Source organism: Rhodoferax sp. GW822-FHT02A01 (genome assembly GCF_038784515.1).
GTDB lineage: Bacteria > Pseudomonadota > Gammaproteobacteria > Burkholderiales > Burkholderiaceae_C > Allorhodoferax.
In genome coordinates, this window is record NZ_CP152376.1 from 1,704,711 (window position 1) to 1,729,199 (window position 24,489).

Sequence of the window (24,489 nt, forward strand, 5' to 3'; positions counted from 1 at the left end):
CCACCGCAAAGGAAACCACGATGACCGAAGCCGAAGTTCCCCTGGCCCGCCGCGGCGGCGCCCGTGCCGCCCGCCGCGCTGCACGCGCCGCTCCTTTGCCCGACAACCTGCGCCCGGTACGCCCCGGCATGGAGGGCGGCAAGTACAAGCCGCTGAGCGATGCTGACGTCCGCAAGATCCACCACGCTGCACTGGATGCGTTGGAGTCCATCGGCTTTGCCGACGCGCCGCAAAGCGGCATAGACGCCATGGTCAAGGCCGGTGCCAAGCTCACCGACAGCGGGCGCCTACTGTTCCCGCGCGCGCTGGTGGAAGACACCATTGCCAACGCGGCGCGCCACTTCGTGCTCTACGGCCAGGACCCCGAGTACGACATGGAGCCCTGGGGCGACAAGGTGTATTTCGGCACCGCCGGAGCCGCGGTCAATATGGTCGATGCCCGCACCGGCGTGTACCGCGAGTCCACCACGCGCGACCTCTATGACATTGCCCGCGTGGTCGACACGCTGGAGCATCTGCATTTCTACCAGCGCTCGGTGGTGTGCCGCGACCTGCCCCTGCCCGAGGAAATGGACTTCAACACCACCTACGCCTGTGTGTCTGGCACCACCAAGCATGTGGGCTCCAGCTGGGTGGCGCCCGAGCATCTGGAGCAGAGCCTCAAGATGCTGCACATGATTGCCGGTGGCGAAGACCAATGGCGCGCACGCCCCTTTGTCAGCCAGTCCAACTGCTTTGTGGTGCCGCCCATGAAGTTCGCCTATGACGCCTGCAAGTGTCTTGAAGTGGCCGTGCGCGGCGGCATGCCGGTGCTGCTGCTCTCGGCCGGGCAGGCCGGTGCCACGGCGCCCGCGTCACTGGCGGCCGCGCTGGTGCAGGAGACGGCGGAATGCCTGGCGGGCCTGGTCTATGTGAACGCCATCCAGCCCAAGGCGCCGGCCATCTTCGGCACCTGGTGTTTTGTGTCGGACCTGCGCACCGGCGCCATGTCAGGCGGCAGCCCGGAGCAGGCCCTGCTGTCGGCGGCCAGCGCGCAGATCTCGCGCTTCTACGATCTCACTGGCGGCACCGCCTCGGGCATGACCGACTCCAAGCTGCCCGATGCCCAGTGCGGCATGGAGCGCGCCTACAACCACGCCCTGGTGGGCAATGCCGGCGCCAACCTGATCTACGAGTCCGCCGGCATGATGGCCAGCCTAATGGGGTTCTCGCTGGAGAGCCTGCTCATCGACAACGACCTCATAGGCGCCGTGCAGCGCACCATACGCGGCATCGAGGTGAACGACGAATCCATCTCGCTGGAGACCATGCGCCAAGTCTGTCTGGAAGGCCCGGGCCACTACCTGGGTTCGGACCAGACCTTGCAGCTCATGCAGCGTGACTACCTCTACCCCGCCTTAGGCGACCGCTCCAGCCCGAACCAGTGGGAAGAGAAGGGTCGGCCCTCCCTGGTGGACCGTGCCGCCGGACGACTGGAGGAGATCTTGGCCACGCACTATCCCTCGCACATTCCCAAAGCCATTGACGATGCGATCCGTGCGCAATTCCCGGTGCGTCTGCCACGCGAAGCCATGGAGCGCGGCGGGCGCTGATCGCGCGCCCACACAAGTGGTGCGTGCCTGCGGCCCGGTAGCGCCGGGTTGCCTCCCTTGACATCGCGCAGGACTGTGGCAAATTGACCGGCTGACAGATACAGTGGCCCAAACCGGAGGAGGCGGCATTCCATGGCGCAACGCAACCCCCAAGCAGGTGGATTTCTTGTCGCATACGATCCGCGCAACACCCACGCCCGTCGGGTCAGGCTGGTTGTGAATGTCTCCAGCCTGGTAATGGTTTTGCTTGGCAGCTGCTGGGCGATCTTTTTCGGTTTCGCGCATGATCGCTTCCTGCTCAGCGTTGACCTCTTGCTGGTTCTTGGCGGCGTGGCGATCGGGTTGCTGGCGCGCCAAGGCAATCTGCGGTTCGCGTCACTGCTTCTGGCGGGGCTGGTATACGTCCTGCTGTTCCTGCTCAACGCGCTCTTTGATATTCCCAGTGCGGATGTGCCGCGCTCCCTGCACACCTATTTCCTGTTGATCGCAGTGGGCAGCTATCTGCTGTTCAGAAGGGAGAGCGCATGGGTCCGCTATGGATTTACGCTGGCATGCTTTGTGGCCTTTGTCTACTTTGCCAGCAGCAACACGCCGCTGGTTTCCGGCTACGCCCTGCCCGACAGTATTCGACGTGGCGGCACATGGGTCAACAACATCTGTGCGTTTGCCATTCTGTATCTCATCGTCCACGCCTTCATCGGCGATGTGAATCGCATCGAGTCCTACCTGCATGAGGCGAACAATCGGTTTGTTGATCTGGTGCGTGGCATGTTCCCCAAGCCCATCGCGGAGCGGTTGTTGACCAGCGGACGCAGCTTCGCCGAGCGTCACCAGAATTGCTCCGTGCTCTTTTCCGACATCGTGAGCTTCACCCGGCTATCGGAGCAGATGGATCCGGATCGTCTGGTCGACATGCTGTCGGCCATCTTCTCGCGCTTTGATGCCCTCGTGGAAGCCCGCGGCCTTACCAAGATCAAGACGATTGGCGACGCCTACATGGTGGCAGCGGGAGTGCCGGAGCCAAGAGCGGACCATGCTCAGGTGCTGTTGGAACTGGGTAGGGAGATGCTTGCCGCATGCAAGGAGTTCGAGGGCATAGAGCTGCGCATCGGAATCTCTTCCGGCGAGCTGGTGGCAGGCGTCATCGGGAACTCACGGCAGGTTTATGACGTGTGGGGTGATGCAGTCAACATGGCCTCACGCATGGAGTCACATGGAATCGCAGGACAAATCCAGGTGTCGGGTTCCACGTACCAACTGGTCGGCGAACGATATGTGTTTTCGCGCAGAGAGGGTATCTCCATCAAGGGCAAGGCGGGTCGCCATGATGTATTTGTGCTGGCGCAGAATTGATCGGTTCCGCAATCAGCATCACCTTGGCGTTTGTGGCAATCGCGCCAATTGCGCTTCACGGTCAACGATACAGTGCCGTTCCGAGTTAAACAGGCAATACACAAAAAGGAGAAAGACATGAAGAAACAATGTGCGCTGGTGATTGGCATATTTGCCACCTTCAGCATATTTGCTGAAACAAGCGTTGGGGTCTCCATCGGAATCAACCAGCCCGGTGTGTATGGTCAGATCGACATCGGAAATTTCCCGCCACCCCGGGTAATCAATCAACAACCCATCGTGATCATTCAGTCCCCTGTGAGGGAGCCTGTGTATCTGTACGTACCTCCAGGACATCAAAAGCACTGGGAAAAGCACTGCCACGAATACAACGCTTGCGGGCGCCCTGTGTACTTTGTGCGTGAAGACTGGGTAAGAGAGCGTTACGAGGAACACCGGCACGATGAGGGCCGTGATGGCGACCATGGGCGAGACCATGGCGACCACAAGAAGCGTAAACACGAAGACGATTGATGTGATTGTTCGGCAGGTGTTGCCTTACGGGCAGACAAGCAAGTGGGAACCTGCTGAATTCACGCCAGGTTGGGTGCGCCACTACAGGCAATCTGTTTCTTGATGAAAGACCAAGCAAGGCGCGAGGCATCCGGGCCCAGCGGATCACTGTAGGGCTGACCCGCCGCTCCACCGCTCCAGGCGTGGCCCAATCCATGGACCATGCAGAGTGTCGCTACCTGGCGTTCCCCGGCGTAGTAGTCCGTGATATCGGCAGCAAACCGTTTGCCACGCCGCACCGCGTGTACCCGGCCAGGCAGCGCGCCTTCCCAGTCGGCCCAAATTTGCGCAGACTGTGTTCCGTTGATGGATGCCACGATGGAGTCGCCACTGCCTTGAATGACCAGCAGGGCGGGCAAATGCTGGTCGGCATTCGTTCGGGTGAGTGCAACAGCCTTCGCACGTCCACCCATCGCTCTCAAGGCCGTTGCGTAGGAACTCGCCTGGCCTGGCGCAATGCCGCTGTGCATGACAACCGCCAGAAAGCGTCCGGGAAGACGAAGTGCCAGCAAACTTGCCAAGCCTGCACCAGCGGACATTCCCACCAGTGCCACCTTATGGCGATCGGCAGGCTGCGACGCGCAGACATGCTCAATGGCAGCAGCGATGGAGTCAGCCTCGCGTTGTGCGCGGCCGGTACGTGTCTCGTACCAATTCCAGCAGCTCTGCAAATTGGAGAGCCGGTCTTGTTGTGGATAGAGAACCATGAAGCGCTCTGACGATGCAAGGCGATTCATTCGGGTGCTCGCTGCCAGGGATTGTGCGTCTTGCATGCAGCCATGCAGCATCGCGACCAAGGGCAGGCTCTCGCCGCGCCCCATGTTCGGTGGCTTGAACAACAGGTAGCGGCGTCCCTGATGCACACCGGATGCCATACCCTTGGCCGCGCTCGAGAGCTTTGCCCGGGTGGGTGTCTTGGCGGTTTTGGCAACACGCAAGGGCGTGGCACGCTTGCCGGCCTTGCCGGCCTTGGCGCCTTGCGGTCTCTTTGCTGTTTTCAAAGCCAGCTTTATGGCTCTGGCGCCGGTGCGCAGCGCCAGACGCGTCATGGCCTTGAGCGATCGCTGGAGTAATTGATTCAAAATTGTGGGGTGAAGTAGTGTGGCAGATTGGGTTGCCGCGGACAGGGGTACAAGGGATCTGGCGTGGACAGCAGCGTGCAATCGATGGTGCCTAGTGTGCTGCCTGTGGCGCAATGCGTTTGTTGGATGGCGCACAGTCCAGGAGGATGGCACTCCGCCGAATCTTACGGATATATGGTGTGTCTGATCAGTCTCATCTTTGAAGGAACCAGGACCACGCAAATCCGGAAAGCGCAGGGTCTGCAGATATGGGCAACAATCCGGACATGAGCCTGCCCAAACCTTATCTAAGTGAGTCGGAAGCGCCAGCGCGCGTCGAAGTGGATGCGCTAGCGGGCCTGACCCTGCTCGAATTTGGTACCGATTGGTGCGGCTATTGCCGTGCCGCCCAGCCTGCAATTGTCGACGTGCTTTCGCAGCATCCGCAGTGGCGTCACATCAAGGTGGAAGACGGTCCTGGTCGGGCACTGGGCCGCAGCTACCGCGTCAGGCTCTGGCCTACACTGGTGCTGCTGCGTGACGGGCAGGAAGTCGCGCGCATGGTGCGCCCCACACAGGCGGCAGATATCTCGGCTGCACTGGATAACGTGTAGGGGCTTTCTACGGGCTGCAGAGGCCTATCGGTTTTGACGCCAGTCATCCTGTCGACCACCGTCGCGCGGCTCGGAGTGATAGCCATAGTGCTCATGGTCATGCCGGTCATGGTCGCCCCACCATAGCGGGCGTACCACGCATCCACTCAACGTGGTGATCAACATCACTGCAGCACCCACACCGACCAATCGACGAAAAAAGCTCACTCTGTACTCCTTGGCGGAATGCATCCACCTGAGTATGTAACGCTGGGTGTGGTGTGTGGCCGACCGCGGACACGTAACGGGAGGTAAAGGCGTACAGCGCAGTTACCTGTTTTCGGTGGGTGGCACGGAGTTGACCTTTGCCAGCCAAGCGGATTCAAACCGCTTCAATTCGCTGACGTCGGCATCGGTGATGGTCCAGATTTGCATGACGCCATCGCTCCAGTGCGCGATATGGAACCCTCTTCTTTGCGTTGTCTGCGAAGGCACGGCCTGCTCCACAGGAAGCACATAAGCCGAAATAATGTGCTTGCGCAATTGGTACGCAAGGACAGCGGTGTCGTGCCCTTGCACCCGATCAATGCGTCCGCCCAACAGATCAAACCCCGCGTCGTGCAGGTCCGGAACTTCTGGCGCGTAATCGAGCTTGCCCTGGAACCAGGGCTTGACCGTATGGCGATCACTGGAGCCCACCTGGAACAAGGGGCCGGGGCCCAAGGAGCGCACATGCAGACCCAGCAGATCCCCCACCATGTTGTTCGATGTGTTGTTGTGAACTATCCAGTGTGGATAGTTCACAACCAAGGCCAGCGTCAGCAGCACGCCAGTGACAAAGGCAAGCGCCAGTTGGGTCAGCTGCCTGACACCGTAACCACCGGGCGCATTGAAACCAGACAGGCCAAGCCATGCGCCCCATGGCTGCCATGCATCGGAAGGGTGGGCAGATTCCGGCTCCGGGGTTGCGGCAGCATGCAATGTGATCTGGGTGCGCACGGCAGCCTTCAGGCGTTCGCTTGCCTTGTGGCGATTGGCATGGCCTTTGATCAGTGCTGAGAGTTCTTCGTCGTTCATAGGTTGCTCACTCGCGAGCGCCTGAGAGAGTCAGTAGCTCACGCATGCGTGCGCGGGCTCGTGACAGGCGTGACATGACAGTCCCCACGGGGATGGAAGCGATCCTGGCAATCTGCTCATACTCCAGACCTTCCAGCTCTCGCAGAACCAGGACTTCGCGCAAGGCTGGAACCAAGGCGCTGAGTGCGGCATTGATGTGCTGCCGCTGGTAGCTTTGATGGAGCGCAACACTCGGCTCGTCCTGGGTCAGCCCTGCGGTGTACTGGAGTTCTTCCAGCGCACTTTCGTCCTGCCCTGACACTTCCCTCCAGTCCTTGCGTTCGTTCAGGTGGGTGAAACATACGTTTCGCACAATGCCCAGAAACCATGCGCGTGCATCATCGCCTTTGAGTTTGTCAAAGTACTTCATCGCTCTGAGCACCGCCTCCTGCACCGCATCTTCCGCGTTGGCATCGTTGCGCAGCAGCCAGCGCGCCAGGTTGAAGCCGCTGTCCAGCAGAGGCAGGATGGTGGCTTCAAAGTTGCGCGCCAGTTTCACTGCAGTTCAATCCGTGACGTTGAAATAACCATGCATTTCCTCGTGACCGTCTCCGCAGAAGTTGTCACACAAAAAGTCTATGCGCCCCAGCTGTGTGGGTGTCAGACGTATGGGGGTGACCATGCCCGGCAACAGGTCAGAGCGTATCCCCATATCGGGAACATGGAAACCATGGATGAAGTCCAGGGAGCGGAGCAGCAGCAAGACGGGTTGATTCAGCTTCAGCTCAATCACCGAAGGGGTGAACTTGAACCTTTGGGCCACGACCTCTATCTCGCGCACCGATTGTGCATGGGCTGCGCGCCACGCCGTGAGTCCCGAGACGGCGCCGACCGCACCGACCGCCATGCCGGCAACGGCACGCCGGCGATTCCACAAGTTCACGCTCATCCCTGCACCACCGGATATTCCATCAGGTCGTAGCTCTGTGCGCGAGACGCCACATGCAATTCCCGAAAACCCAGTCCCTTGTATGGTGCGGCCGGATCCCATGGCAAGGGCGTGCGCTCCAGTTGCGAACCCGGAGCCGGCAAGGCAAATATCAATGATTTGGCCGAATGGTGGGCAATGTGCCCTGTCATCTGGTGATGTTCCTGATGGATGTGGCCATAGAAGACCGTGACATTCTCGAAGGGCATGAGCATTGCGATGGCCTGAGCGCCGTCACGTGTGGCCCAGTCCCATTTGGGCACCAGGTCAAACAGAGGTCTGTGGGTGAGGACCACGATGGGAGTCGAAGGAGCAAGCCTGGCCAAATCCGCCTGCAACCAGGCCAACTGTTCGTCGCCGATCTTGCTGCCCGGATCCGACACGTTGTCGAGCACAATAAAGTGCAATCCGTGCCGGTCGAATGTGTAGTGGGTGGGGCCAAACAGTTCCTGGTAAGCCGCACCGCGGTCAATCCCGGCGTCATGCTCGCCAGGCATGAAGTACACCGTCTGCACCTTGAGTCCTGCCACGATGGACTTGAACTCCTTCATCCGACGCCTGCGCTCCTCCGGGCTATCGGTGGTGTGGGTCAGGTCGCCCGTGAAGACGATGAACTCCGGCGGAATGTCCAGCGCATTGACGGCGGAGACGGCCTTGTGCAGTGTGCCACTGGCATCTGGATTGGGCTTGCCCTGAAAGCCCCAGTGAATGTCGGACAGCTGGACAAAGTAGAAGTCTGACGGCGATGCCGCCGAGGCGTAAGGGTCTGCTGCGCAGCCGGCCAAAGCCGAGAGAAATACGGCACCGCCTCCGGCGGCGGACAGGTTGAGAAAATCTCGACGTTGCATGGTGGCTTCCCGTGTAGTGTGTTCACATGCAATACCGAAGCCGACGGCAATTTATTCCATTGCAGGTGGAAATTTTTCCGACCATCCTGACGGAACTTCTTTGACGGTTTGTGCTACCTGGAGGTGGACTTGCTCCGCACTACGCGAGGTTGCGACTTCTCTCCCTCGCTGTCCGCAAAGAGCTCCACAAAAAGCTGCCTGATCCACATGTTGGCTGGGTCCCGGTTGAACTTGGCATGCCAGAACAGGTTGATGGCAATATCGGGCAATCGCGCCGGATGGGGCGACGTGACCAGGCCAAAGGGAACTTCGCACCGTTGCGCGAACCGCTGCGGCAAGGTGGCGATGAGATCGGTGGTCTGCAACACATGCCCCACGGCAATGAAGTGCGGCAACATCAATCGCATCTTGCGTTTGATACCTGCGCGTTCCAGCAGACCATCCACCTCTGCATGTCCCGTGTTGGCTGCAATGATGCCCACATGGTCCAGCTCGGTAAATTGCTTCAGTGTCATGGGCGATTTGGCTACCGGGTGCCCCTTGCGATAGACGCAGACGTAGGGGTGCCGAAACAGCCGCCGCTGGAAGAAACCTGCCTGCAAATTGGGTAGCAGGCCCAGTGCCAGATCGACCGTACCGGACTCCATGTCTTCGCGCAGGTTGCCACTGTTGGGGCGCACGGTGCTCACGCGCACGTTGGGCGCCAGTTTGGACAAGGCAAGCATCAATGGCGGCATGAAATACATTTCGCCAATGTCATTCATCGCCAGCTGGAAACTGCGGGTGCTGGTGAGCGGATCAAACGAATCACGCGTAGTGAGTGCGGTCTGCAATGCGTTCAACGCGTAGATCACCGGCTCTGCCAGATGCAAGGCGTAGGGTGTGGGCTCCATCCCGCGGGAGGTTCGCAAAAAGAGCTCATCCTTCAACACGGCGCGCAAGCGCTTGAGCGCATTGCTGACAGCGGGCTGCGTCAGTCCCAGCTTCTCCGCAGATGTTGAAACGCTGCGGTCCAGCAACAGCTGGTTGAAGACAACCAGCAAGTTCAGGTCAATTTCGCGCAGATCCATAAGGCACTCCAATATTCACAGCAGTGATTCTATCTATTGGTTTTGCTTTATCGACTTATATGACGCAAGTCTCCAGAATCGCCGCAAACAGGAGACAAGGGCAACAGCCTCAATAGCATGGAACTCGTCGTAGAACCTCTCAACGTGCGTCTGAACGTGGACAGCGGAAGCAATCTGCTGGACGTCCTCAGGGCGCACCAGCTGCCCATCTCCTACAGCTGCATGTCGGGACGTTGCGGCACCTGCCGCTGCCGCGTGGTGTCTGGTCAGGTGCGCAACAGCGGTCCGGAAGCGGGACGGCCGCAGGCGGGAAAAGACGATTACGTACTGGCCTGCCAGGCGGTGCTCACCGACAACTGCAGCATCGAGTTGCCTGAGGTGGACGAGGTGGTGGTGCATGCCGCACGCATCGTGAAGGGAACGGTCACCGCCATTGAAGCAGCAACGCATGACATCCGCCGCCTCCGGGTCAAGCTGGCCAAGCCGATCGAATTCAGTGCCGGACAGTATGCGACGGTGCAGTTCACGCCCGAACACATCCGCCCCTATTCCATGGCCGGATTGAGTGAAGACGACGAGTGGGAATTCCAGATCCGCCGGGTACCAGATGGGCGGGTTACCGCTTTCATATTTGACGAACTGCAAGTGGGTGCCGCGCTGCGCATCAGTGGCCCGCTGGGTACTGCCTATCTGCGCAAGAAGCACACCGGTCCCATGCTCTGCGTGGGTGGCGGTACGGGTCTGGCGCCGGTGTTATCCATCGTGCGTGGCGCGTTGGCCTCAGGCATGCAGAACCCGATTCATCTGTACTTCGGTGTGCGCAGCGCCGAGGATGTCTATGACGCGGACCGCCTGCAGGCTTTGGCCGCCGCCCACCCGAACGTGAAGGTTCACATCGTGGTCGCCACCGGCGCTCCCGGTGCAGGTCAGCGCAGCGGCCTGGTCACAGACGCCATCGAAAAAGACCTCGGCAGCCTCAAGGGTTGGCGCGCCTACCTGTGCGGCGCACCGGCCATGGTCGACGCGCTCAACCTGCTCGTCACCCGCATGGGCGTGGAGCCGGGCCATGTGCATGCCGACGCCTTCTACCCCAGTGGCGTCTGACGCGCGCTGCTTTCACTGACACCTGAACAACCAAAGGAGACAAGCAATGAGTGAAACCAATACCGTCTTCCCCGACAGCCCTGTATGGCCAGGGGAAGGGACCAGCCGGGTGCCCTTTTGGGCGTATACCCGTGAGGATTTGTACAAGAAGGAACTGGATCGTCTGTTCTACAACGGTCACTGGTGCTATGTTGGCCTGGAGGCAGAAATCCCCAACGCGGGTGACTTCAAGCGCACCGTGGTTGGCGAGCGCTCCGTCATCATGGTGCGCGACCCGGAAGGTCATGTGAACGTGGTGGAAAACGTCTGTGCCCACCGCGGCATGCGTTTCTGCCGCGAGCGCAACGGCCATGCCAAGGACTTCTTCTGTCCGTACCACCAGTGGAACTACAGCCTCAAGGGTGACCTGCAGGGAGTGCCATTCATACGCGGGGTCAAGCAGGAAGGCAAGGTCAACGGTGGCATGCCCAAGGACTTCAAGGTGGCCGACCACGGCCTCACCAAGTTGAAGGTGGCTGTGCGCGGTGGCGTGGTATTCGCCTCCTTTGACCACGATGTGGAGCCTTTTGAGGAATTCCTCGGACCCACCATCCTGAAATATTTCGACCGCGTGTTTGATGGCCGCAAGCTCGAGATACTGGGTTATCGCCGCCAGCGCATTCCGGGCAACTGGAAACTGATGCAGGAAAACATCAAGGACCCCTACCATCCCGGTCTGCTGCACACCTGGTTCTCCACCTTTGGCCTGTGGCGCGCGGATAACAAGTCCGAACTGAAGATGGACGACAAGTTCCGCCATGCCGCCATGATCTCCACCCGCGGCCAGGGCGGCAAGAACGCCGATGTGGTGTCCGGCGTGGACAGCTTCAAGGACCAGATGAAGGTCAACGACCCACGCCTGCTGGACATCGTCCCCGAACCCTGGTGGGGTGGCCCCACAGCCGTGATGACCACCATCTTCCCCAGTGTGATCATCCAGCAGCAGGTCAACAGCGTATCCACACGTCACATCCAGCCCAACGGACACGGCTCCTTCGACTTTGTGTGGACGCACTTCGGCTTTGAAGACGACACACCCGAAATGAAAGAGCGCCGCCTGATCCAGGCCAATCTGTTCGGCCCGGCAGGATTCGTCTCAGCCGACGATGGCGAGGTCATCGAATGGTCGCAAGAAGGCTTCGAGCAAAAGCCCGCACACCGCACGGTCATCGAGATGGGCGGATACGACATAGGCGACACCGATCACATGGTCACCGAGACCTTGATTCGTGGCATGTACAACTACTGGCGCAAGGTGATGGGGGAATAAACATGATCGACTTCAAGACGTACTTCGAACTGCTCAACCTCTACAGCGACTACGCCATGGTCTGCGACTCGGCCGAATGGGAAAAGTGGCCCGAGTTCTTTGTGGAAGAGGGTACCTACCGCCTGCAGCCGCGCGAGAACTTTGACCAGGGCCTGCCCCTGTGCCTGCTGGCGCTGGAGAGCAAGAACATGATTCGCGATCGGGTTTACGGCGTCAAGGAAACCATGTACCACGACCCCTACTACCAGCGCCATATCGTGGGCACGCCGCGTGTGGTGTCGGTGGAGCGTGACCTCTATGGTGAGCGCATCACCTCGGAAGCCAACTACACCGTGATCCGTACCAAGTTCGACGGGGACTCCACGGTCTTCAATGTGGGCTATTACCGCGATGTGATCGTGCGCACGCCCGAGGGGCTGAAGTTCCAGTCCCGTCTGTGCGTCTATGACAGCGAAATGATCTCCAACTCCATCATCTACCCCATCTAAGGACAAGCAATGGCTGACAACTGGTTGGATGCAGCGGCCCTGGCCGACGTTCCCGAGGGTGACGTGATTGGCGTGCAGGTGGGGGGCAAGGAGATTGCCCTGTACGAAGTGGAGGGCGAGGTCTTTGCCACCGACAACTTCTGTACCCATGGCCACGCCCGCATGAGTGACGGATTTCTCGAAGGTCGCGAAATTGAATGTCCCCTGCACCAAGGCAAGTTCGACGTGTGCACGGGCCAGGCCTTGTGCGCGCCGTTGACCGAGAACATCAAGACCTATGCCGTGCGCATCGAGAACATGCGCGTGATGCTCAAGCTCGACTGAATTGACTGATCAATGCGCCCTGTGAGGACGCACAAACCATTGAGGAGACAAACATGAAATCAAAACCCTTTGCCAAGATATTTGCCTGCAGCGTGGCTGCGCTAAGCCTGAGTGCCGCCCATGCGGAAATAAAGATCGGCTTTACCGGCCCTTTGTCGGGACCGGTGGCCGCCGTGGGGCAGGACCAGTACGACGGCTTCATGCTGGGCATTGAAGCCCTGGGCAAGAAGTTGGGCGGAGAGGCCGTCACGGTGCTGCGCGAGGACGACCAGCTCAAGCCCGAACTGGGCAACCAGATTGCCCGCAAGCTGATTGACCGCGACAAGGTGGATGCCATTGTGGGGCTCGGTTTCTCCAATGTACTGATGGCCAGCCTGCCACGCATTGTGGAGTCCGGTACGGTGGCCATTGCCACCAATGCGGGCCCGTCTCCGCTGGCCGGCGCCGGTTGCCTGCCCAATGTGTTTTCCATGGCCTGGCAGAACGACGGCACGGCAGAGGCCATGGGCAAGTACGCGCAGGACACCGGCTACAAGCGTGTGTATCTGATGGCCCCCAACTACCAGGCCGGCAAGGACTATGTCGCCGGCTTCAAGCGCTATTTCAAGGGCCAGGTGCTGGACGAGGTGTACACCCAGGTCAACCAGCCCGACTACTCTGCCGAGATTGCTCAGCTGCAGTCTGCCGGGCCGGACGCCGTGTTCGTGTTCTATCCGGGCGGTATGGGTGTGAACTTTGTCAAACAGTTCAGCCAGGCCGGCCTGCTCAAGAAGATTCCCATGCTGTCGGCCTTCACGGTGGACGGCACCACCTTGCCGTCCTTGCGTGACGCGGCAGTAGGCGTCATTTCGGGCGCCATGTGGGATGTGGCATTGAAGACGCCGGGCAACGCCGAGTTCATCGCAGCCTTCAGCAAGAAATACGGCCGCGTTCCCAGCCACTATGCGGCGGTGGCGTATGACACGGCCCGTCTGCTGGACATTGCCGTGCGCAAGGTCAAGGGCAATACCGTTGGCAAGGCGGCATTCGCTGCAGCCGTCAAGTCAGCCGGTGCCGAGCTGAAGTCCATTCGCGGCCCTTTCCGATTCAACACCAACAACATGCCGGTACAGAACTACTACGCCTTCCAGACGATCAAGGAAGGCAATGATGTCACCGTCAAGCAGTTGAGCACACCCTTGGCGGATCACCAGGATGCCTACGTGGCTCTGTGCAAGGCCAAGTGATGTCGGCATCCCTGCTTATTGCGCAGCTGCTCAACGGCCTGCAGTACGGCATCATGCTGTTTCTGCTGGCCGCCGGTCTGACGTTGGTGTTCGGCATCATGAGCTTTGTCAATCTGGCCCATGGTTCGCTGTACATGCTGGGCGCCTACGCGGCTGCCGTGGTGGGCGGCTCCACAGGTTCCTTCGCGCTGGGCGTGCTGGCGGCAGTCGCCACCGGGGTTGTGGTGGGGCTGGTGCTGGAGTGGGTGGCCGTATCCAGGCTGTACCGGCGCGACCACCTGGACCATGTGCTGGCCACTTTCGGCCTGGTGCTGTTCTTCAATGAGGTCGTGCGCATGGTCTGGGGCCCGCAGCCCGTCTTTGTCAGCTTGCCGGAGTCACTCTCCGGCACGGTCGACCTGTTGGGATTCAGCTACCCCAGTTACCGCTTCCTGATCATTGTGGTGGGCCTGCTGGTAGCCGCAGGCAGCCAGTGGCTGATCCACAAGACCCGCGTCGGCATGCTGATTCGTGCCGGCTCGGTCAACCCGCAGATGGTGGGCGCACTGGGCGTCAACATCGGTTTGCTCAACGCCATGCTGTTCGCACTGGGCTCGGCCCTGGCGGCGCTGGCCGGCGCCATGGCCGGCCCCATCCTGTCGGTGCAAAGCGGCATGGGGGAACCCGTGCTGATTACGACATTGGTGGTGATCGTGATTGGGGGCATTGGCTCCGTGCACGGCGCACTCTATGCCGGCATCATCGTCGGGCTCGTTGACACGCTGGGCCGCACCTTTTTGCCCATGCTCATACGCGCCTTTGCCGACAGGGAAGTCGCCAATGCTGCCGGACCCGCCCTTGCGTCCATGCTGATCTACGTGCTGATGGCCGTGATCCTGGCCTGGCGTCCGCAAGGCCTGTTTCCCGCCATCAAGGGCAAATCATGAAGAACCCCATTCGACCGGCGCAGCACATTCCGGTGCTGCTGCTTCTGGCCCTGGCCGTGCTGCCGCCCATTGCCACAGGGTTGCAGGACAGCTTCTGGGTCTCGTTCTTTGCCCGCGTGCTGGTCTACGCCATCGCCGCCAGCGCCCTGAATATTGCCCTGGGCTTTGGCGGCCTGGTCAGCCTGGGCCATGCCCTGTTTGTCGGCATCGGCATGTACAGCGTTTCGCTGCCGGCTTACTACGGTGTGTCTTCCGGCTGGGTCCATCTGGGCATGTGCGTGCTGCTGTGTGCGCTGGTGGGAGGATTCACCGGGCTGATCAGCCTGCGCACGTCCGGCATCGCCTTCATCATGATCACACTGGCATTTGCGCAGATGGGCTACTTCGTCATTGTCAGCCTCAAGCAGTATGGCGGCGACGATGGCATGGGCATTGCCTCCGCCAGTGCATTCTTCGGCCTGCAACTCAACACGCCCACAGCGGTCTACTACGCTGCCTGGGGTGTGCTGGTTGCTTTGACCTGGTGGGTTCTGCGGCTGCGCGTCTCGCCCTTTGGCATGGCTTTGCGGGCCGGGCGGCAGAACGCAAGACGGGTGATGTCCGTGGGGCTGGCGCTGCAGCGCTACCAACTGGCCGCCTACACCCTCTCGGCCGTTCTGTGCGGCGTGGCCGGCATGCTGCTGGCCAACCTCAACGCCTATGCCTCACCCAGCAGCATGGCCTGGACCGTGTCGGGAGAGCTCATCGTCATGGTGGTGCTGGGTGGCCTGGGCAGTGTCTTCGGTCCCTTTCTGGGGGCGCTGGCATTTCTTGGCGCAGAAGAAGTGTTGAAGGCTGCCACAGAGCATTGGATGGCGGTGTTCGGTCTGGCCATTCTGGCGGTCGCCATGTTGGGCAAGACGGGTCTGGCAGGCTGGCTGCAGAACCGCACTGCGAAAGAAGGTTCCGCATGAAGACGCTGTTGCAAACAGACGCCCTGACCAAGCGCTATGGCGCCATTCTGGTCACCGACAAGGTGTCGCTGGACGTGCGGGAAGGGGAGCTGCACGCCATCATCGGCCCCAATGGTGCGGGCAAGACCACACTGATCAACCAGTTGTCGGGCGAGCTGCGGTCGGATAGCGGGAACATCCGCTTTGGCGACCAGGACGTGAGCGCCTTGGGCATCAATGCCCGCGCCCGCGCAGGCCTGGTGCGCTCCTACCAGATCACTTCGGTGTTTGACGAATTCACGGTCCTGGAAAACGCGACCCTGGCGGCACTGGGCGCACGCACCCATGCATTCCGGTTCTGGCAGTCCATGCTGGGCGACCGCCAGGCGCATGCCGCTGCGCTGGAGGGCATAGAGGCTGCGGGCCTCTTTGCGCGATCCCACATTCAGGCATCCGAGCTGGGCTATGGTGAGCGCAGGCAGCTGGAGCTGGCCATGGCATTGGCTGCGCGTCCCCGGTTCCTGCTGCTGGACGAGCCCATGGCCGGCATGAGCGTGCAGGAGTCTGCCGCCGTGGTGGCATTGCTCAAAACACTCAAGCGCAAGTACACCATTCTGCTGGTCGAACACGACATGAACGCCGTGTTCGCTCTGGCTGACCGCATCAGCGTGCTGGTGTATGGCCGATTGATGGTGACCGGCTCGCCGGAGGAAATACGCGCCAACGAGGAAGTGCGCTCCATCTACCTCGGTGAAGAGGAGATCGCCTGACCATGAACCCCTTATTGACTGTGACGGGTTTGAAGGCTGGCTACGGCGCTGCCCAGGTTCTGTTTGGTGTGGACCTGTCGGTTGGCGAGGGCGAGGTCATCACCCTGCTGGGGCGCAACGGAATGGGCCGCTCCACCACCATCAAGTGCCTGTTTGGATTGCTGGAACCCAAGGCTGGAGAAATTGCTTTCGGTGGCAAGCGCACGGAACGGCTGGCTTCCCACCAGATTGCCAAGCTGGGGCTGGGGCTGGTGCCCGAAGGCCGACAGATCTTTCCGAACCTGACAGTGGAGGAGAACCTGGTTGCCACAGCACGCAGCAACGCAGCCAATGGCCTGAAGGACTGGAGCCTGCAGCGCGTGTATGGCTTCTTCCCGCGTCTGGAGGAGCGACGCTTCAACATGGGTTCGCAGCTCTCCGGGGGTGAGCAACAGATGCTGGCGATTGGCCGCGCCCTGATGACCAACCCGCGGCTGGTGGTGCTGGACGAAGCCACCGAGGGCCTGGCACCACTCATCCGCGCAGAGATCTGGCGTGCACTGGGGGAGTTGAAGGCCGAGGGCCTGTCCCTGATCGTGATCGACAAAAACCTGGGGCCCTTGCTGGAGTTGGCGGACCGCCACTTTGTGATGGAGAAGGGCGTGGTGGTCTGGTCTGGTACGTCCGCTGAATTGCGGGTAACCCCCCGCATCGTGCACGAGTACCTGGGTGTTTGAAGAGAACCAGACCACAGCCGTGCGCAGCCCGAATCACTTTGGAGAGCAACATGAAAGACAACAACCGTTTTGACACGCTGGGCCGTCTGGAAGACCTGCCGCAGGCCTACCGCGACCAACTTACCCAACGCAATCTGGTTCCGCTATGGCCCAGTCTGCGTGGCGTGTTGCCACCGGATATTCCTGCGCGCAAGACCCAGACCACGCACTGGCCCTATGCCGAGGTTCGCGAGCTGTTGATTCAGGCCGGTGCGTTGACACCGATCGAGAAGGCGGAGCGTCGCGTTCTGGTGCTGGCCAATCCGGGCCATGGCCTGAACAACATGCAGGCCAGTGCCGCCATGTACCTGGGCATGCAACTGCTGTTGCCCGGGGAACTGGCGCCCGTGCACCGCCACACACCCAACGCGGTGCGTATGGTGGTGGAGGGCGAAGGCGCGTGGACGCTGGTGGGTGGCGAGAAGTGCCCCATGCAGCGGGGTGACCTGATCCTCACGCCCACTGGCTTGTGGCACGAGCACGGCCACGATGGAAAGGACCCGGTGATCTGGCTCGATGTGCTGGACCTGCCCCTGGTCTACTACACGGAGACTTCCTACCACCTGGAGGGGCCCAGCCAAAGCGTTACCGAAGGCCAGGGCTTCAAGTCCTATGCACGTGGTGGTGTGGCACCTACCAAGGTGTTCCAGCGCGCAAACAAGGCATACCCCATGCTGCGCTACCCCTGGGCCGATGCCAAGGCGGCACTGCTGTCGCTGGCTGAAGCGCAGACCGGGCCGGACGCTGTGCAGGTCACCTACGTGAATCCGGAAACAGGAGCAGACGCAGAAAACATCCTGGGCTTCTATGCGCTGATGTTGCGCCCCGGAGAAACCTTGCGACTTCCGGCACGCTCACCCGCCCAGGTGTTCCACCAGATCGAAGGCCAGACGGATGTGCAGGTGGAGCAGACCGCCTTCGCCCTGGTCGAGGCGGACACCTGCTGCGCGCCAGGCTATACGGCCGTGACCCTGAAGAACCGCTCTGCCAGTGCGCCCGCCTTCCTGTTTGTGGCAGATGAAGCGCCACTGCATCGCAAATTGGGTGTGTATGAGAACCGGGGCTGAGTCCCTGGCCGCTTGACGTGCCCTTCACCCCATTCCACCTATCAACATCACTGCAAGAAAGCACCACCATGTCACGTTTCCTGTTTACGCCCCCTCCCACCATGTCGTTGGCCATCCGTGGATCGGACGCCCGCTTCCCCATCAACCGACTGTTTTTTGTGGGCCGCAACTACCACGCCCATGCGGTGGAAATGGGGCGCCCCGTGGACAAGTCCGTAGAGCGTCCCTTCTATTTCACCAAGGCACCACAGACCTTGACGGCCTCGGGTGCCACGGTGGCGTACCCACCCGAGACTAGCAACTACCACTTTGAAATGGAAATGGTGGTGGCCATTGGCAAGGCGGGCTTTCGCGTCAAGGCGGAGGATGCCCATACCCTGGTCTACGGCTATGCAGCCGGCCTGGACATGACGCGCCGCGATCTGCAACTGGTAGCGCGTGACAAGGGGCGCCCCTGGGACCTGGGCAAGGACGTGGAGCAATCATCCGTCTGCTCGGAGATTGTTCCCATGGAAGGTGTGATCATTGAAAAAGGCGCCATCGCCCTGGAGGTCAATGGCCAGACCAAGCAGTCGTCCGATGTGGACAAGCTGATCTGGAATGTGCGGGAGCTGATTGCCGATCTTTCCCTGTTCTACCACCTGCAGCCCGGTGACCTGATTTACACCGGCACACCCGAAGGCGTGGGTCCGGTGGTGCCCGGTGACAAGATTACGGGACGGGTGGACGGCGTGGCCGAAGTCGCACTGGCGGTCGGCGCACCCGAGTAGGCAGGTGTGATGAAGCTCCACAACTTCTTTCGCAGCGGCACCTCACACCGCCTGCGCATCGTCTTGAACCTCAAGGGTCTCAGCTACGACTATGTGGCGGTAGACCTGCGCAAGAACGAGCACCAGGGCAATGCATTCAAGGCCCTGAACCCGCAAGGACTGGTGCCCGCGCTGGTGGATGGCGACCATGTGTTGACGCAATCCGTAGCCATCATCGAATGGCTGGAAGAGCGCTACCCCACACCGGCCTTGCTGCCCACGGATATGAACGACAGAGCCCATGTGCGGGCGCTGGCCGCGGTAGTCGGTTGCGACATCCATCCCGTCAACAACAAACGCATTCTGGATACGCTGCGCGCCAGTTTTGGTGCCGACGAGGCTGCCATCAACCACTGGTGCGGCACCTGGATCCGTGATGGGTTTGATGCCTATGAAGCGTTGCTGGCTGCAGATACGCGCCGTGCAGGCTTCAGCTTTGGCAGCGCGCCGACCCTTGCCGATGCCTACCTGATTCCGCAGATCGAAAGTGCACGCCGCTTCAAGGTCGATCTGGGCCGGTGGCCGCTGATCAGCGAAGTGGATGCCAGGTGCGCAGCACTGGACGCATTCCAGCGGGCAGCACCCAAGGCACAGCCCGACGCGTCGTAACGTAAAGCCCCGGGCAACCGTTTCCTGTGTCAGCGCACGTTCTTCAGGGCCTTTACCAGAAAGTCGATCAAGGCGCGCACCTTGGGTGATACGTGTTGGCGCGTTGGATACACCGCATAGATGCCGAACTCGATGGAGCGATAGTCCGGCATCAGTTCCACCAGTGCTCCAGTTTGCAGATCTGCATTCACCATGAAGGAAGGTTGAAGGACCACACCTTTACCTTTGCGCGCGGCGGCAATGCAGGTGTCCCCGCTGTTGGTCCGCATGCGCGGCTTGACGGTGACAGAAACACCACCCTGCGGACCCTCAAAATGCCACTGGTCTCCGGTGGATAGCAAGCTGTAGGAAAGCACCGTGTGGTCCGTCAGTTCGGATGGGTGTCTGGGCCTGCCGTTTTTCTTGAGATAGGCCGGAGAGGCGCAAAGCACCAACCGGGTGGATGCCAACTTCCTGCTCACCAAGGATGAGTTGGGAAGGCGCGCAATGCGCACGGCAAGGTCGTAGCCCTCTTCCACCAGGTCCACGATGCGATCGGCAAAGGTGATGTCCAGCTCAATCTCCGGGTACTTGCCCATGAAGTCGGGCCACAGCGGCGCAAGTTCCCACAGGCCGAACGACACCGGCACATTCACCTTGATCAGGCCTTTCACCGCAATCGATGTGGCGGTGATCTCTTCTTCTGCAATCTCCACGTCGGCTAGAACGGTTTTGCAGCGTCCATAGAACTGCCGCCCTTCTTCGGTGAGTGAGAGCTTGCGGGTGGTCCGGTGCAGCAGTCTGACACCCAGGCGCTGCTCCAGTTCCGCCACGTGGCGCGACACCGCTGGCTTGGACATGTTCAGTGCGTCGGCAGCCTGCACAAAGCTGCCACCGTCAACAACGGCAGCAAAGGTCTTCATTTCCAGAAATTTGTCCATTTGTTATGAATATCGGAATAGTTCATGTCATTCAACCATATTTATCTTATTGGTTGCAATAAATACAGTTCACACATGCCTTCCAGCAACCGTGTGAAGGCTTTGAAGTTACCTACCAACCATTGAAAGGAAATCGTATGAAAGTTCTCGTTATCGGTGCCGGCAACATGGGTTCGGCCTTCGTCAAGCAAATCTCTGCCGCTGGCCATGAAGTCAGCGTTGCTGCACGTGACGCAACCAAGGTCGCCGCATTGGCTGCCCAATACCCGGGCGTGAAGGCGGTGCTACCCGCATCGGCCGCCGACGGCAAGGATGTGGTCGTGCTGGCCACAGGTTACGCCGATGCAGTGAGCGCGTTGCAGTCCGTGGGCAATCTGCAAGGCAAGGTGGTGGTCGACATCACCAATCCGCTGACTGCCGACTACATGGGTTTGACGTTGGGCCACAGCACGTCCGCCTCTGAAGAGATTGCCAAAGCCGTTCCCGGCGCGCTGCTGGTCAAGGCGTTCAACACGCTGTTTGCCCAGGTTCTGGCCCAGGGCGCCACGCTGGCCGATGGCAACAAGGCCACCGTCTTCTATGCAGGTGACAGCGATGCCGCCAAGCAGACAGTCAAGGCTCTGGCCGAGAGCTTGGGTTTTGCCACAACGGATGCCGGCGGTCTGAAGAACGCACGTTATCTGGAGCCCTTGGCCGGCTTGAACATCTATTTGGGCTATGGCGCCGGTCGCGGAACCGGGATTGCACCAACCTGGATTGGCGCGTAGGCGCATCGCTTTTGAAAACAGAAGCATTCACTTTTACATCACAAGGTATTCACCATGCACAACGTTTCAATCAAGTCTCTTATTGCTGTAGCCGTGATTTCCACCATGGGTTTTGCCCAGGCACAGACACCCGCAGAGAATCCCACCACACCGCCGCCCAAGCATGAAAGGCAGGCACCGCGTGTAGAGCGCAATCTCAAGGTTTTCGACACGCTGGACTTTGATGTGTTCAGCAACCAGAAGTGGGACCGTCTGAAGGAAAGCCATTCGACCGATATCGTGGTGACCTGGCCGGATGGCCACGAGACCAAGGGCATTGAGCACCACATCGATGACCTGAAGGCCATGTTTGTGTTTGCACCGGACATCACCATCAAGGAGCATCCGATCCGTTTTGGCTCCGGTACCTGGACCTCGGTCACCGGCGTGATGACGGGGACCTTTACCAAACCCATGCCGATTGGAGACGGCAAGACGATTGCACCCACCGGCAAGCGCTTTGCCATTGGCATGGCCACCATCGGTCACTGGAGCGGCAAGACGATGGACCATGAATGGTTGTTCTGGGACAACCAGGACTTCATGAAGCAACTCGGCCTGGGCAATTAAGCCAGCAGCTGCACTATTCAAGATCCATTTCACGCGCCGCGATCTTGAGGGCATTGCGCAGCCAGACCAGGCCCGGGTCGTTGGAGCGGTATTTGTGCCACTGCATCACCTGGGTCATGGGCTCGATCTTCACTGGCATGGGGCGACTGACGACGGGCAGGGCGCGTGCTGCTTGCCGGGCCAGTCGCTCGTGAATGGTCACTATGAGTGAGGTGTTCACCACCATGCGGGGGGCGGTGGCAAAGCTGAAAGTGGTGACGTCTATCCTGCGGTGAATTCCTTTGGCCGCCAACGCGGCTGTCTCATAAGCCGTTCCGTTATTGGGTTGCATCACCACATGTCCATGGGCAAGGTATCGTTCCAGCGTCAGCTCGCCGTGTGCCAACGGTGATTCCTTCCACACGAGGCATTGAAACGACTCGTTGAACAGGTGCTCGGTGAGGTGCTCCGTAGAGGCGAATCGTTCAGGGATGATCATCAGATCCACCTCGCCGCGCTCCAACGCGCGCTGTGGATTGACAACCTGTGGCAACAGGATAAGCCGCACCTTGCATGACTGTCTGTGCATCAGCGACAGTAGGTGGGGTACCAGTACGGCACTGGTGTAATCCGACACCGTGAGCCGGAACTCCCGGTCAGAAACACTGGGGTCAAACCGCGGTTGTGAAACGACCGCCGCCTCCACCCGTATCAATACGTCCCGCACTGGATCCTTGAGCGCCAGCGCGCGCGGAGTGGGCTCCATGTGCCGCCCCACCTGGACCAGCAGTTCATCATCAAAGAACTCCCGCAGGCGCGCCAATGCATTGCTCATGGCCGATTGCCCGATGTGCACCTTGTCGGCCGCTCGGGTGATGCTTTCCTCGCTCAGCAGCGCGTCCAGCGCAACCAGCAGATTGAGATCCAGTTTGTTGAAACGCATGGCTTGGTGTTAACCCTTGAGGAATCACTGCTATCAATACAGAGCATTGAATTAATCCATTTTCCAGATGGATGGTAACTCCGTACAGTCCGCCCAGTCCCGTTGATGGACGTCAAATTTTTGGCGCCATCAAACGTGTGACTACAAAAAATATCTGGAGACAAAAATGAAGAAACCGCAATCGCACAGGGCGCTGGCACGTCGATTGACCGCCATCAGCGCAGCTTCGATCATGGTCAGCGGAGTGCAGGCCATTGAACTGGATACAGGTAACTCGGACATCAAGGCGCGCTGGGACAACACCGTCAAGTACAGCACTGCTTTTCGTATGAACAGCGCATCGCCCTCTCTGGCGAGCACCCGTTTCGGTCCTACAGGTGTCGTGGGGCCCAACAACAGCAACCAAGACGACGGTGACAACAACTTCGGAACCGGCGTGGTATCGAACCGGTTCGACCTGTTCAGTGAGTTGGATGTGCAGGCCCAGAACTACGGACTGCGCCTGAGCGGCGCGGCCTGGTACGACTCGGTATACAACGGCAATACGTCCAATTCGACGACGACTTCAAACCACCAGCCCGCAAGCGAGTTCGCCTCGGAAACCCAGAAGATCATGGGCCGCAACGAGGAGCTGCTGGACGCCTTTGTATGGGGCCGCTTCGACCTGGCGGACAAGCCGGTCACCTTGCGCCTGGGCCGCCACACGTTGCTGTGGGGCGAGACCCTGTTCTTCGGTGCCAACGGCATCGCGGGCGGGCAGGCGCCGCTGGATCTGGTCAAGCTGCAGTCGGTGCCCAACTCCCAGTTCAAGGAAATCGCACGCCCCACCGGCAAGCTCTCGGGGCAGATCCAGCTCACCGACGACGTGACCCTGGGCGCCTACGTCGGCTACGAATGGGAGAAGACCCGCATGATGCCCGTGGGCTCCTACCTGTCGACCACCGATACCTTGGGTCCGGGCGCTGAACGCCTCAATGCAGGACCGACCGGTGTGTTTGTGAAGCAAGCTGACATTGACGCTAGCAACACGGGCGAAGGTGGCCTGCAATTGCGCTGGCACGCCGAAAGCATAGAGACGGATTTCGGCTTCTATGCCATCCAGTACAACGCCACCGCACCGAGCAACATCTACACCACGCTCACAGGATTTCCGGGCAATCTGACTGCCAGCAGCTACCGTTGGGCGTTTCACGAGGGCATCCGGTCATTTGGCATGAGTGCAGCCAAGACGGTGGGCGCCTGGAGTCTGGCGGGCGAAGCTTCGATCCGGCAGAACACGCCGTTATCCAGCTCGGGGCAATCTGTCATACCTGCCATCGGCGTGGGCGTGAACTACGACAACAAGAACAACCCCGGATACGCAGTGGGTGAAACAGCTCACCTGAACTTCTCCTGGCTGGCAAGCCTGGGCCCCAGCTTCATTGCTCAGGAAGCCAGCTTTGTGGGAGAGATTGCCTGGAACGCCCGCACAGCAGTCACCAAGAACGAGCAGATGCTCAACCCCAACGCGGACCGCGAGGCGACGGCCATGCGCATGGTGTATTCCCCCACATACCGCCAAGCCCTTCCCGGCATCGACCTCACACCCAGCGTGGGTCTGGGCTACACCTGGGGCCGCTCTTCCGCCGTTGGAGCCGCGTTCGGCCCCAACGAAGGTGGAGACATCAACGTGGGCATATCCGGGACCTATCTCGGCAAGTGGGTTGCCTCGCTCAACTACGTTCACTACCTGGGCCAGGCTGGTGGCTCGACCGACAACAACAACAACGTGCAGTTCCTGCAGTCACTGGCAGACCGGGACTTCGTGAGCCTCTCGCTGCGCGCAACTTTCTGAGGATG

General features: G+C 60.3%; 28 protein-coding genes. 19 read left to right on the forward strand and 9 right to left on the reverse strand.

The window, feature by feature from the left end:
- The first annotated feature begins 20 nt into the window (after positions 1-20).
- From AAGF34_RS08075 to AAGF34_RS08085, 3 genes are all read left to right on the forward strand, one after another.
- Positions 21-1,592, forward strand: a complete 1,572-nt coding sequence (locus AAGF34_RS08075) for a trimethylamine methyltransferase family protein (RefSeq protein ID WP_342620102.1) — start codon at positions 21-23, stop codon at positions 1,590-1,592.
- A 132-nt stretch (positions 1,593-1,724) separates the two neighbouring features.
- Entirely contained in the window at positions 1,725-2,945 is a 1,221-nt protein-coding gene (locus AAGF34_RS08080) for an adenylate/guanylate cyclase domain-containing protein (RefSeq protein WP_342620103.1), read from the forward strand.
- A 117-nt stretch (positions 2,946-3,062) separates the two neighbouring features.
- On the forward strand, positions 3,063-3,458 hold the full coding sequence (locus AAGF34_RS08085; protein ID WP_342620104.1) for a hypothetical protein: 396 nt from the start codon (positions 3,063-3,065) through the stop codon (positions 3,456-3,458).
- Positions 3,459-3,517: 59 nt separating this feature from the next.
- Here the strand turns inward: AAGF34_RS08085 and AAGF34_RS08090 are convergent, their stop codons facing one another.
- Positions 3,518-4,579 carry a PHB depolymerase family esterase gene (locus tag AAGF34_RS08090; protein ID WP_342620105.1) on the reverse strand — a complete coding sequence of 354 codons (1,062 nt, stop codon included), beginning with the start codon at positions 4,577-4,579 and terminating at the stop codon, positions 3,518-3,520.
- A 266-nt stretch (positions 4,580-4,845) separates the two neighbouring features.
- On the opposite strand from AAGF34_RS08090, the gene AAGF34_RS08095 reads away from it, so the two are divergent.
- On the forward strand, positions 4,846-5,172 hold the full coding sequence (locus tag AAGF34_RS08095; protein WP_342621061.1) for a thioredoxin family protein: 327 nt from the start codon (positions 4,846-4,848) through the stop codon (positions 5,170-5,172).
- A 24-nt stretch (positions 5,173-5,196) separates the two neighbouring features.
- On the opposite strand, the gene AAGF34_RS08100 is transcribed toward AAGF34_RS08095, so the two are convergent.
- From AAGF34_RS08100 to AAGF34_RS08125, 6 genes are all read right to left on the reverse strand, one after another.
- Positions 5,197-5,379, reverse strand: coding sequence for a hypothetical protein (locus tag AAGF34_RS08100; RefSeq protein ID WP_342620106.1), 183 nt, complete (start codon positions 5,377-5,379; stop codon positions 5,197-5,199).
- A gap of 102 nt (positions 5,380-5,481) precedes the next feature.
- A complete protein-coding gene (locus AAGF34_RS08105; RefSeq protein ID WP_342620107.1) occupies positions 5,482-6,228 on the reverse strand; it encodes a hypothetical protein in 747 nt (248 codons plus the stop codon).
- A gap of 7 nt (positions 6,229-6,235) precedes the next feature.
- Positions 6,236-6,766 (reverse strand): sigma-70 family RNA polymerase sigma factor, encoded by a 531-nt coding sequence (locus AAGF34_RS08110; RefSeq protein ID WP_342620108.1) that lies wholly within the window; start codon positions 6,764-6,766, stop codon positions 6,236-6,238.
- Positions 6,767-6,772: 6 nt separating this feature from the next.
- Complete coding sequence (locus AAGF34_RS08115) at positions 6,773-7,156, reverse strand: cupredoxin domain-containing protein (protein ID WP_342620109.1); 384 nt, start codon at positions 7,154-7,156, stop codon at positions 6,773-6,775.
- On the reverse strand, positions 7,153-8,043 hold the full coding sequence (locus tag AAGF34_RS08120) for a metallophosphoesterase (protein WP_342620110.1): 891 nt from the start codon (positions 8,041-8,043) through the stop codon (positions 7,153-7,155). The genes AAGF34_RS08115 and AAGF34_RS08120 overlap by 4 nt, the downstream gene beginning before the upstream one ends.
- A 113-nt stretch (positions 8,044-8,156) precedes the next feature.
- Complete coding sequence (locus AAGF34_RS08125) at positions 8,157-9,113, reverse strand: LysR family transcriptional regulator (protein WP_342620111.1); 957 nt, start codon at positions 9,111-9,113, stop codon at positions 8,157-8,159.
- Positions 9,114-9,230: 117 nt separating this feature from the next.
- Here AAGF34_RS08125 and AAGF34_RS08130 point away from each other — a divergent pair, with 117 nt between their 5' ends.
- From AAGF34_RS08130 to maiA, 12 genes are all read left to right on the forward strand, one after another.
- Entirely contained in the window at positions 9,231-10,217 is a 987-nt protein-coding gene (locus AAGF34_RS08130; protein WP_342620112.1) for a 2Fe-2S iron-sulfur cluster-binding protein, read from the forward strand.
- Positions 10,218-10,263: 46 nt separating this feature from the next.
- On the forward strand, positions 10,264-11,526 hold the full coding sequence (gene nagG, locus AAGF34_RS08135) for a salicylate 5-hydroxylase large oxygenase NagG (protein ID WP_342620113.1): 1,263 nt from the start codon (positions 10,264-10,266) through the stop codon (positions 11,524-11,526).
- A gap of 2 nt (positions 11,527-11,528) precedes the next feature.
- Positions 11,529-12,014, forward strand: a complete 486-nt coding sequence (nagH, locus tag AAGF34_RS08140; protein ID WP_342620114.1) for a dalicylate 5-hydroxylase small oxygenase NagH — start codon at positions 11,529-11,531, stop codon at positions 12,012-12,014.
- A 9-nt stretch (positions 12,015-12,023) separates the two neighbouring features.
- On the forward strand, positions 12,024-12,338 hold the full coding sequence (locus tag AAGF34_RS08145; RefSeq protein WP_342620115.1) for a non-heme iron oxygenase ferredoxin subunit: 315 nt from the start codon (positions 12,024-12,026) through the stop codon (positions 12,336-12,338).
- A gap of 53 nt (positions 12,339-12,391) precedes the next feature.
- On the forward strand, positions 12,392-13,564 hold the full coding sequence (locus AAGF34_RS08150; RefSeq protein WP_342620116.1) for an ABC transporter substrate-binding protein: 1,173 nt from the start codon (positions 12,392-12,394) through the stop codon (positions 13,562-13,564).
- Positions 13,564-14,490, forward strand: coding sequence for a branched-chain amino acid ABC transporter permease (locus AAGF34_RS08155; protein ID WP_342620117.1), 927 nt, complete (start codon positions 13,564-13,566; stop codon positions 14,488-14,490). Before AAGF34_RS08150 ends, AAGF34_RS08155 begins: the two co-directional genes overlap by 1 nt.
- Entirely contained in the window at positions 14,487-15,443 is a 957-nt protein-coding gene (locus AAGF34_RS08160; protein WP_342620118.1) for a branched-chain amino acid ABC transporter permease, read from the forward strand. Before AAGF34_RS08155 ends, AAGF34_RS08160 begins: the two co-directional genes overlap by 4 nt.
- A complete protein-coding gene (locus AAGF34_RS08165; protein WP_342620119.1) occupies positions 15,440-16,192 on the forward strand; it encodes an ABC transporter ATP-binding protein in 753 nt (250 codons plus the stop codon). The genes AAGF34_RS08160 and AAGF34_RS08165 overlap by 4 nt, the downstream gene beginning before the upstream one ends.
- Before the next feature lie 2 nt (positions 16,193-16,194).
- A complete protein-coding gene (locus AAGF34_RS08170) occupies positions 16,195-16,908 on the forward strand; it encodes an ABC transporter ATP-binding protein (RefSeq protein ID WP_342620120.1) in 714 nt (237 codons plus the stop codon).
- A gap of 50 nt (positions 16,909-16,958) precedes the next feature.
- Complete coding sequence (locus AAGF34_RS08175) at positions 16,959-18,014, forward strand: cupin domain-containing protein (RefSeq protein WP_342620121.1); 1,056 nt, start codon at positions 16,959-16,961, stop codon at positions 18,012-18,014.
- Positions 18,015-18,082: 68 nt separating this feature from the next.
- Positions 18,083-18,784 carry a fumarylacetoacetate hydrolase family protein gene (locus AAGF34_RS08180; RefSeq protein WP_342620122.1) on the forward strand — a complete coding sequence of 234 codons (702 nt, stop codon included), beginning with the start codon at positions 18,083-18,085 and terminating at the stop codon, positions 18,782-18,784.
- 9 nt (positions 18,785-18,793) lie between these two features.
- Positions 18,794-19,432 (forward strand): maleylacetoacetate isomerase, encoded by a 639-nt coding sequence (gene maiA / locus AAGF34_RS08185; RefSeq protein ID WP_342620123.1) that lies wholly within the window; start codon positions 18,794-18,796, stop codon positions 19,430-19,432.
- A gap of 29 nt (positions 19,433-19,461) precedes the next feature.
- On the opposite strand, the gene AAGF34_RS08190 is transcribed toward maiA, so the two are convergent.
- Positions 19,462-20,352 carry a LysR family transcriptional regulator gene (locus AAGF34_RS08190; protein ID WP_342620124.1) on the reverse strand — a complete coding sequence of 297 codons (891 nt, stop codon included), beginning with the start codon at positions 20,350-20,352 and terminating at the stop codon, positions 19,462-19,464.
- Between the two features lie 137 nt (positions 20,353-20,489).
- Between AAGF34_RS08190 and AAGF34_RS08195 the strand changes: the two genes are divergently transcribed.
- A complete protein-coding gene (locus AAGF34_RS08195) occupies positions 20,490-21,119 on the forward strand; it encodes an NADPH-dependent F420 reductase (RefSeq protein ID WP_342620125.1) in 630 nt (209 codons plus the stop codon).
- Positions 21,120-21,173: 54 nt separating this feature from the next.
- A complete protein-coding gene (locus tag AAGF34_RS08200) occupies positions 21,174-21,728 on the forward strand; it encodes an ester cyclase (RefSeq protein WP_342620126.1) in 555 nt (184 codons plus the stop codon).
- Positions 21,729-21,741: 13 nt separating this feature from the next.
- On the opposite strand, the gene AAGF34_RS08205 is transcribed toward AAGF34_RS08200, so the two are convergent.
- Entirely contained in the window at positions 21,742-22,650 is a 909-nt protein-coding gene (locus AAGF34_RS08205; RefSeq protein ID WP_342620127.1) for a LysR family transcriptional regulator, read from the reverse strand.
- A gap of 166 nt (positions 22,651-22,816) precedes the next feature.
- On the opposite strand from AAGF34_RS08205, the gene AAGF34_RS08210 reads away from it, so the two are divergent.
- On the forward strand, positions 22,817-24,484 hold the full coding sequence (locus AAGF34_RS08210; protein ID WP_342620128.1) for a DUF1302 domain-containing protein: 1,668 nt from the start codon (positions 22,817-22,819) through the stop codon (positions 24,482-24,484).
- Positions 24,485-24,489: the final 5 nt, after the last annotated feature.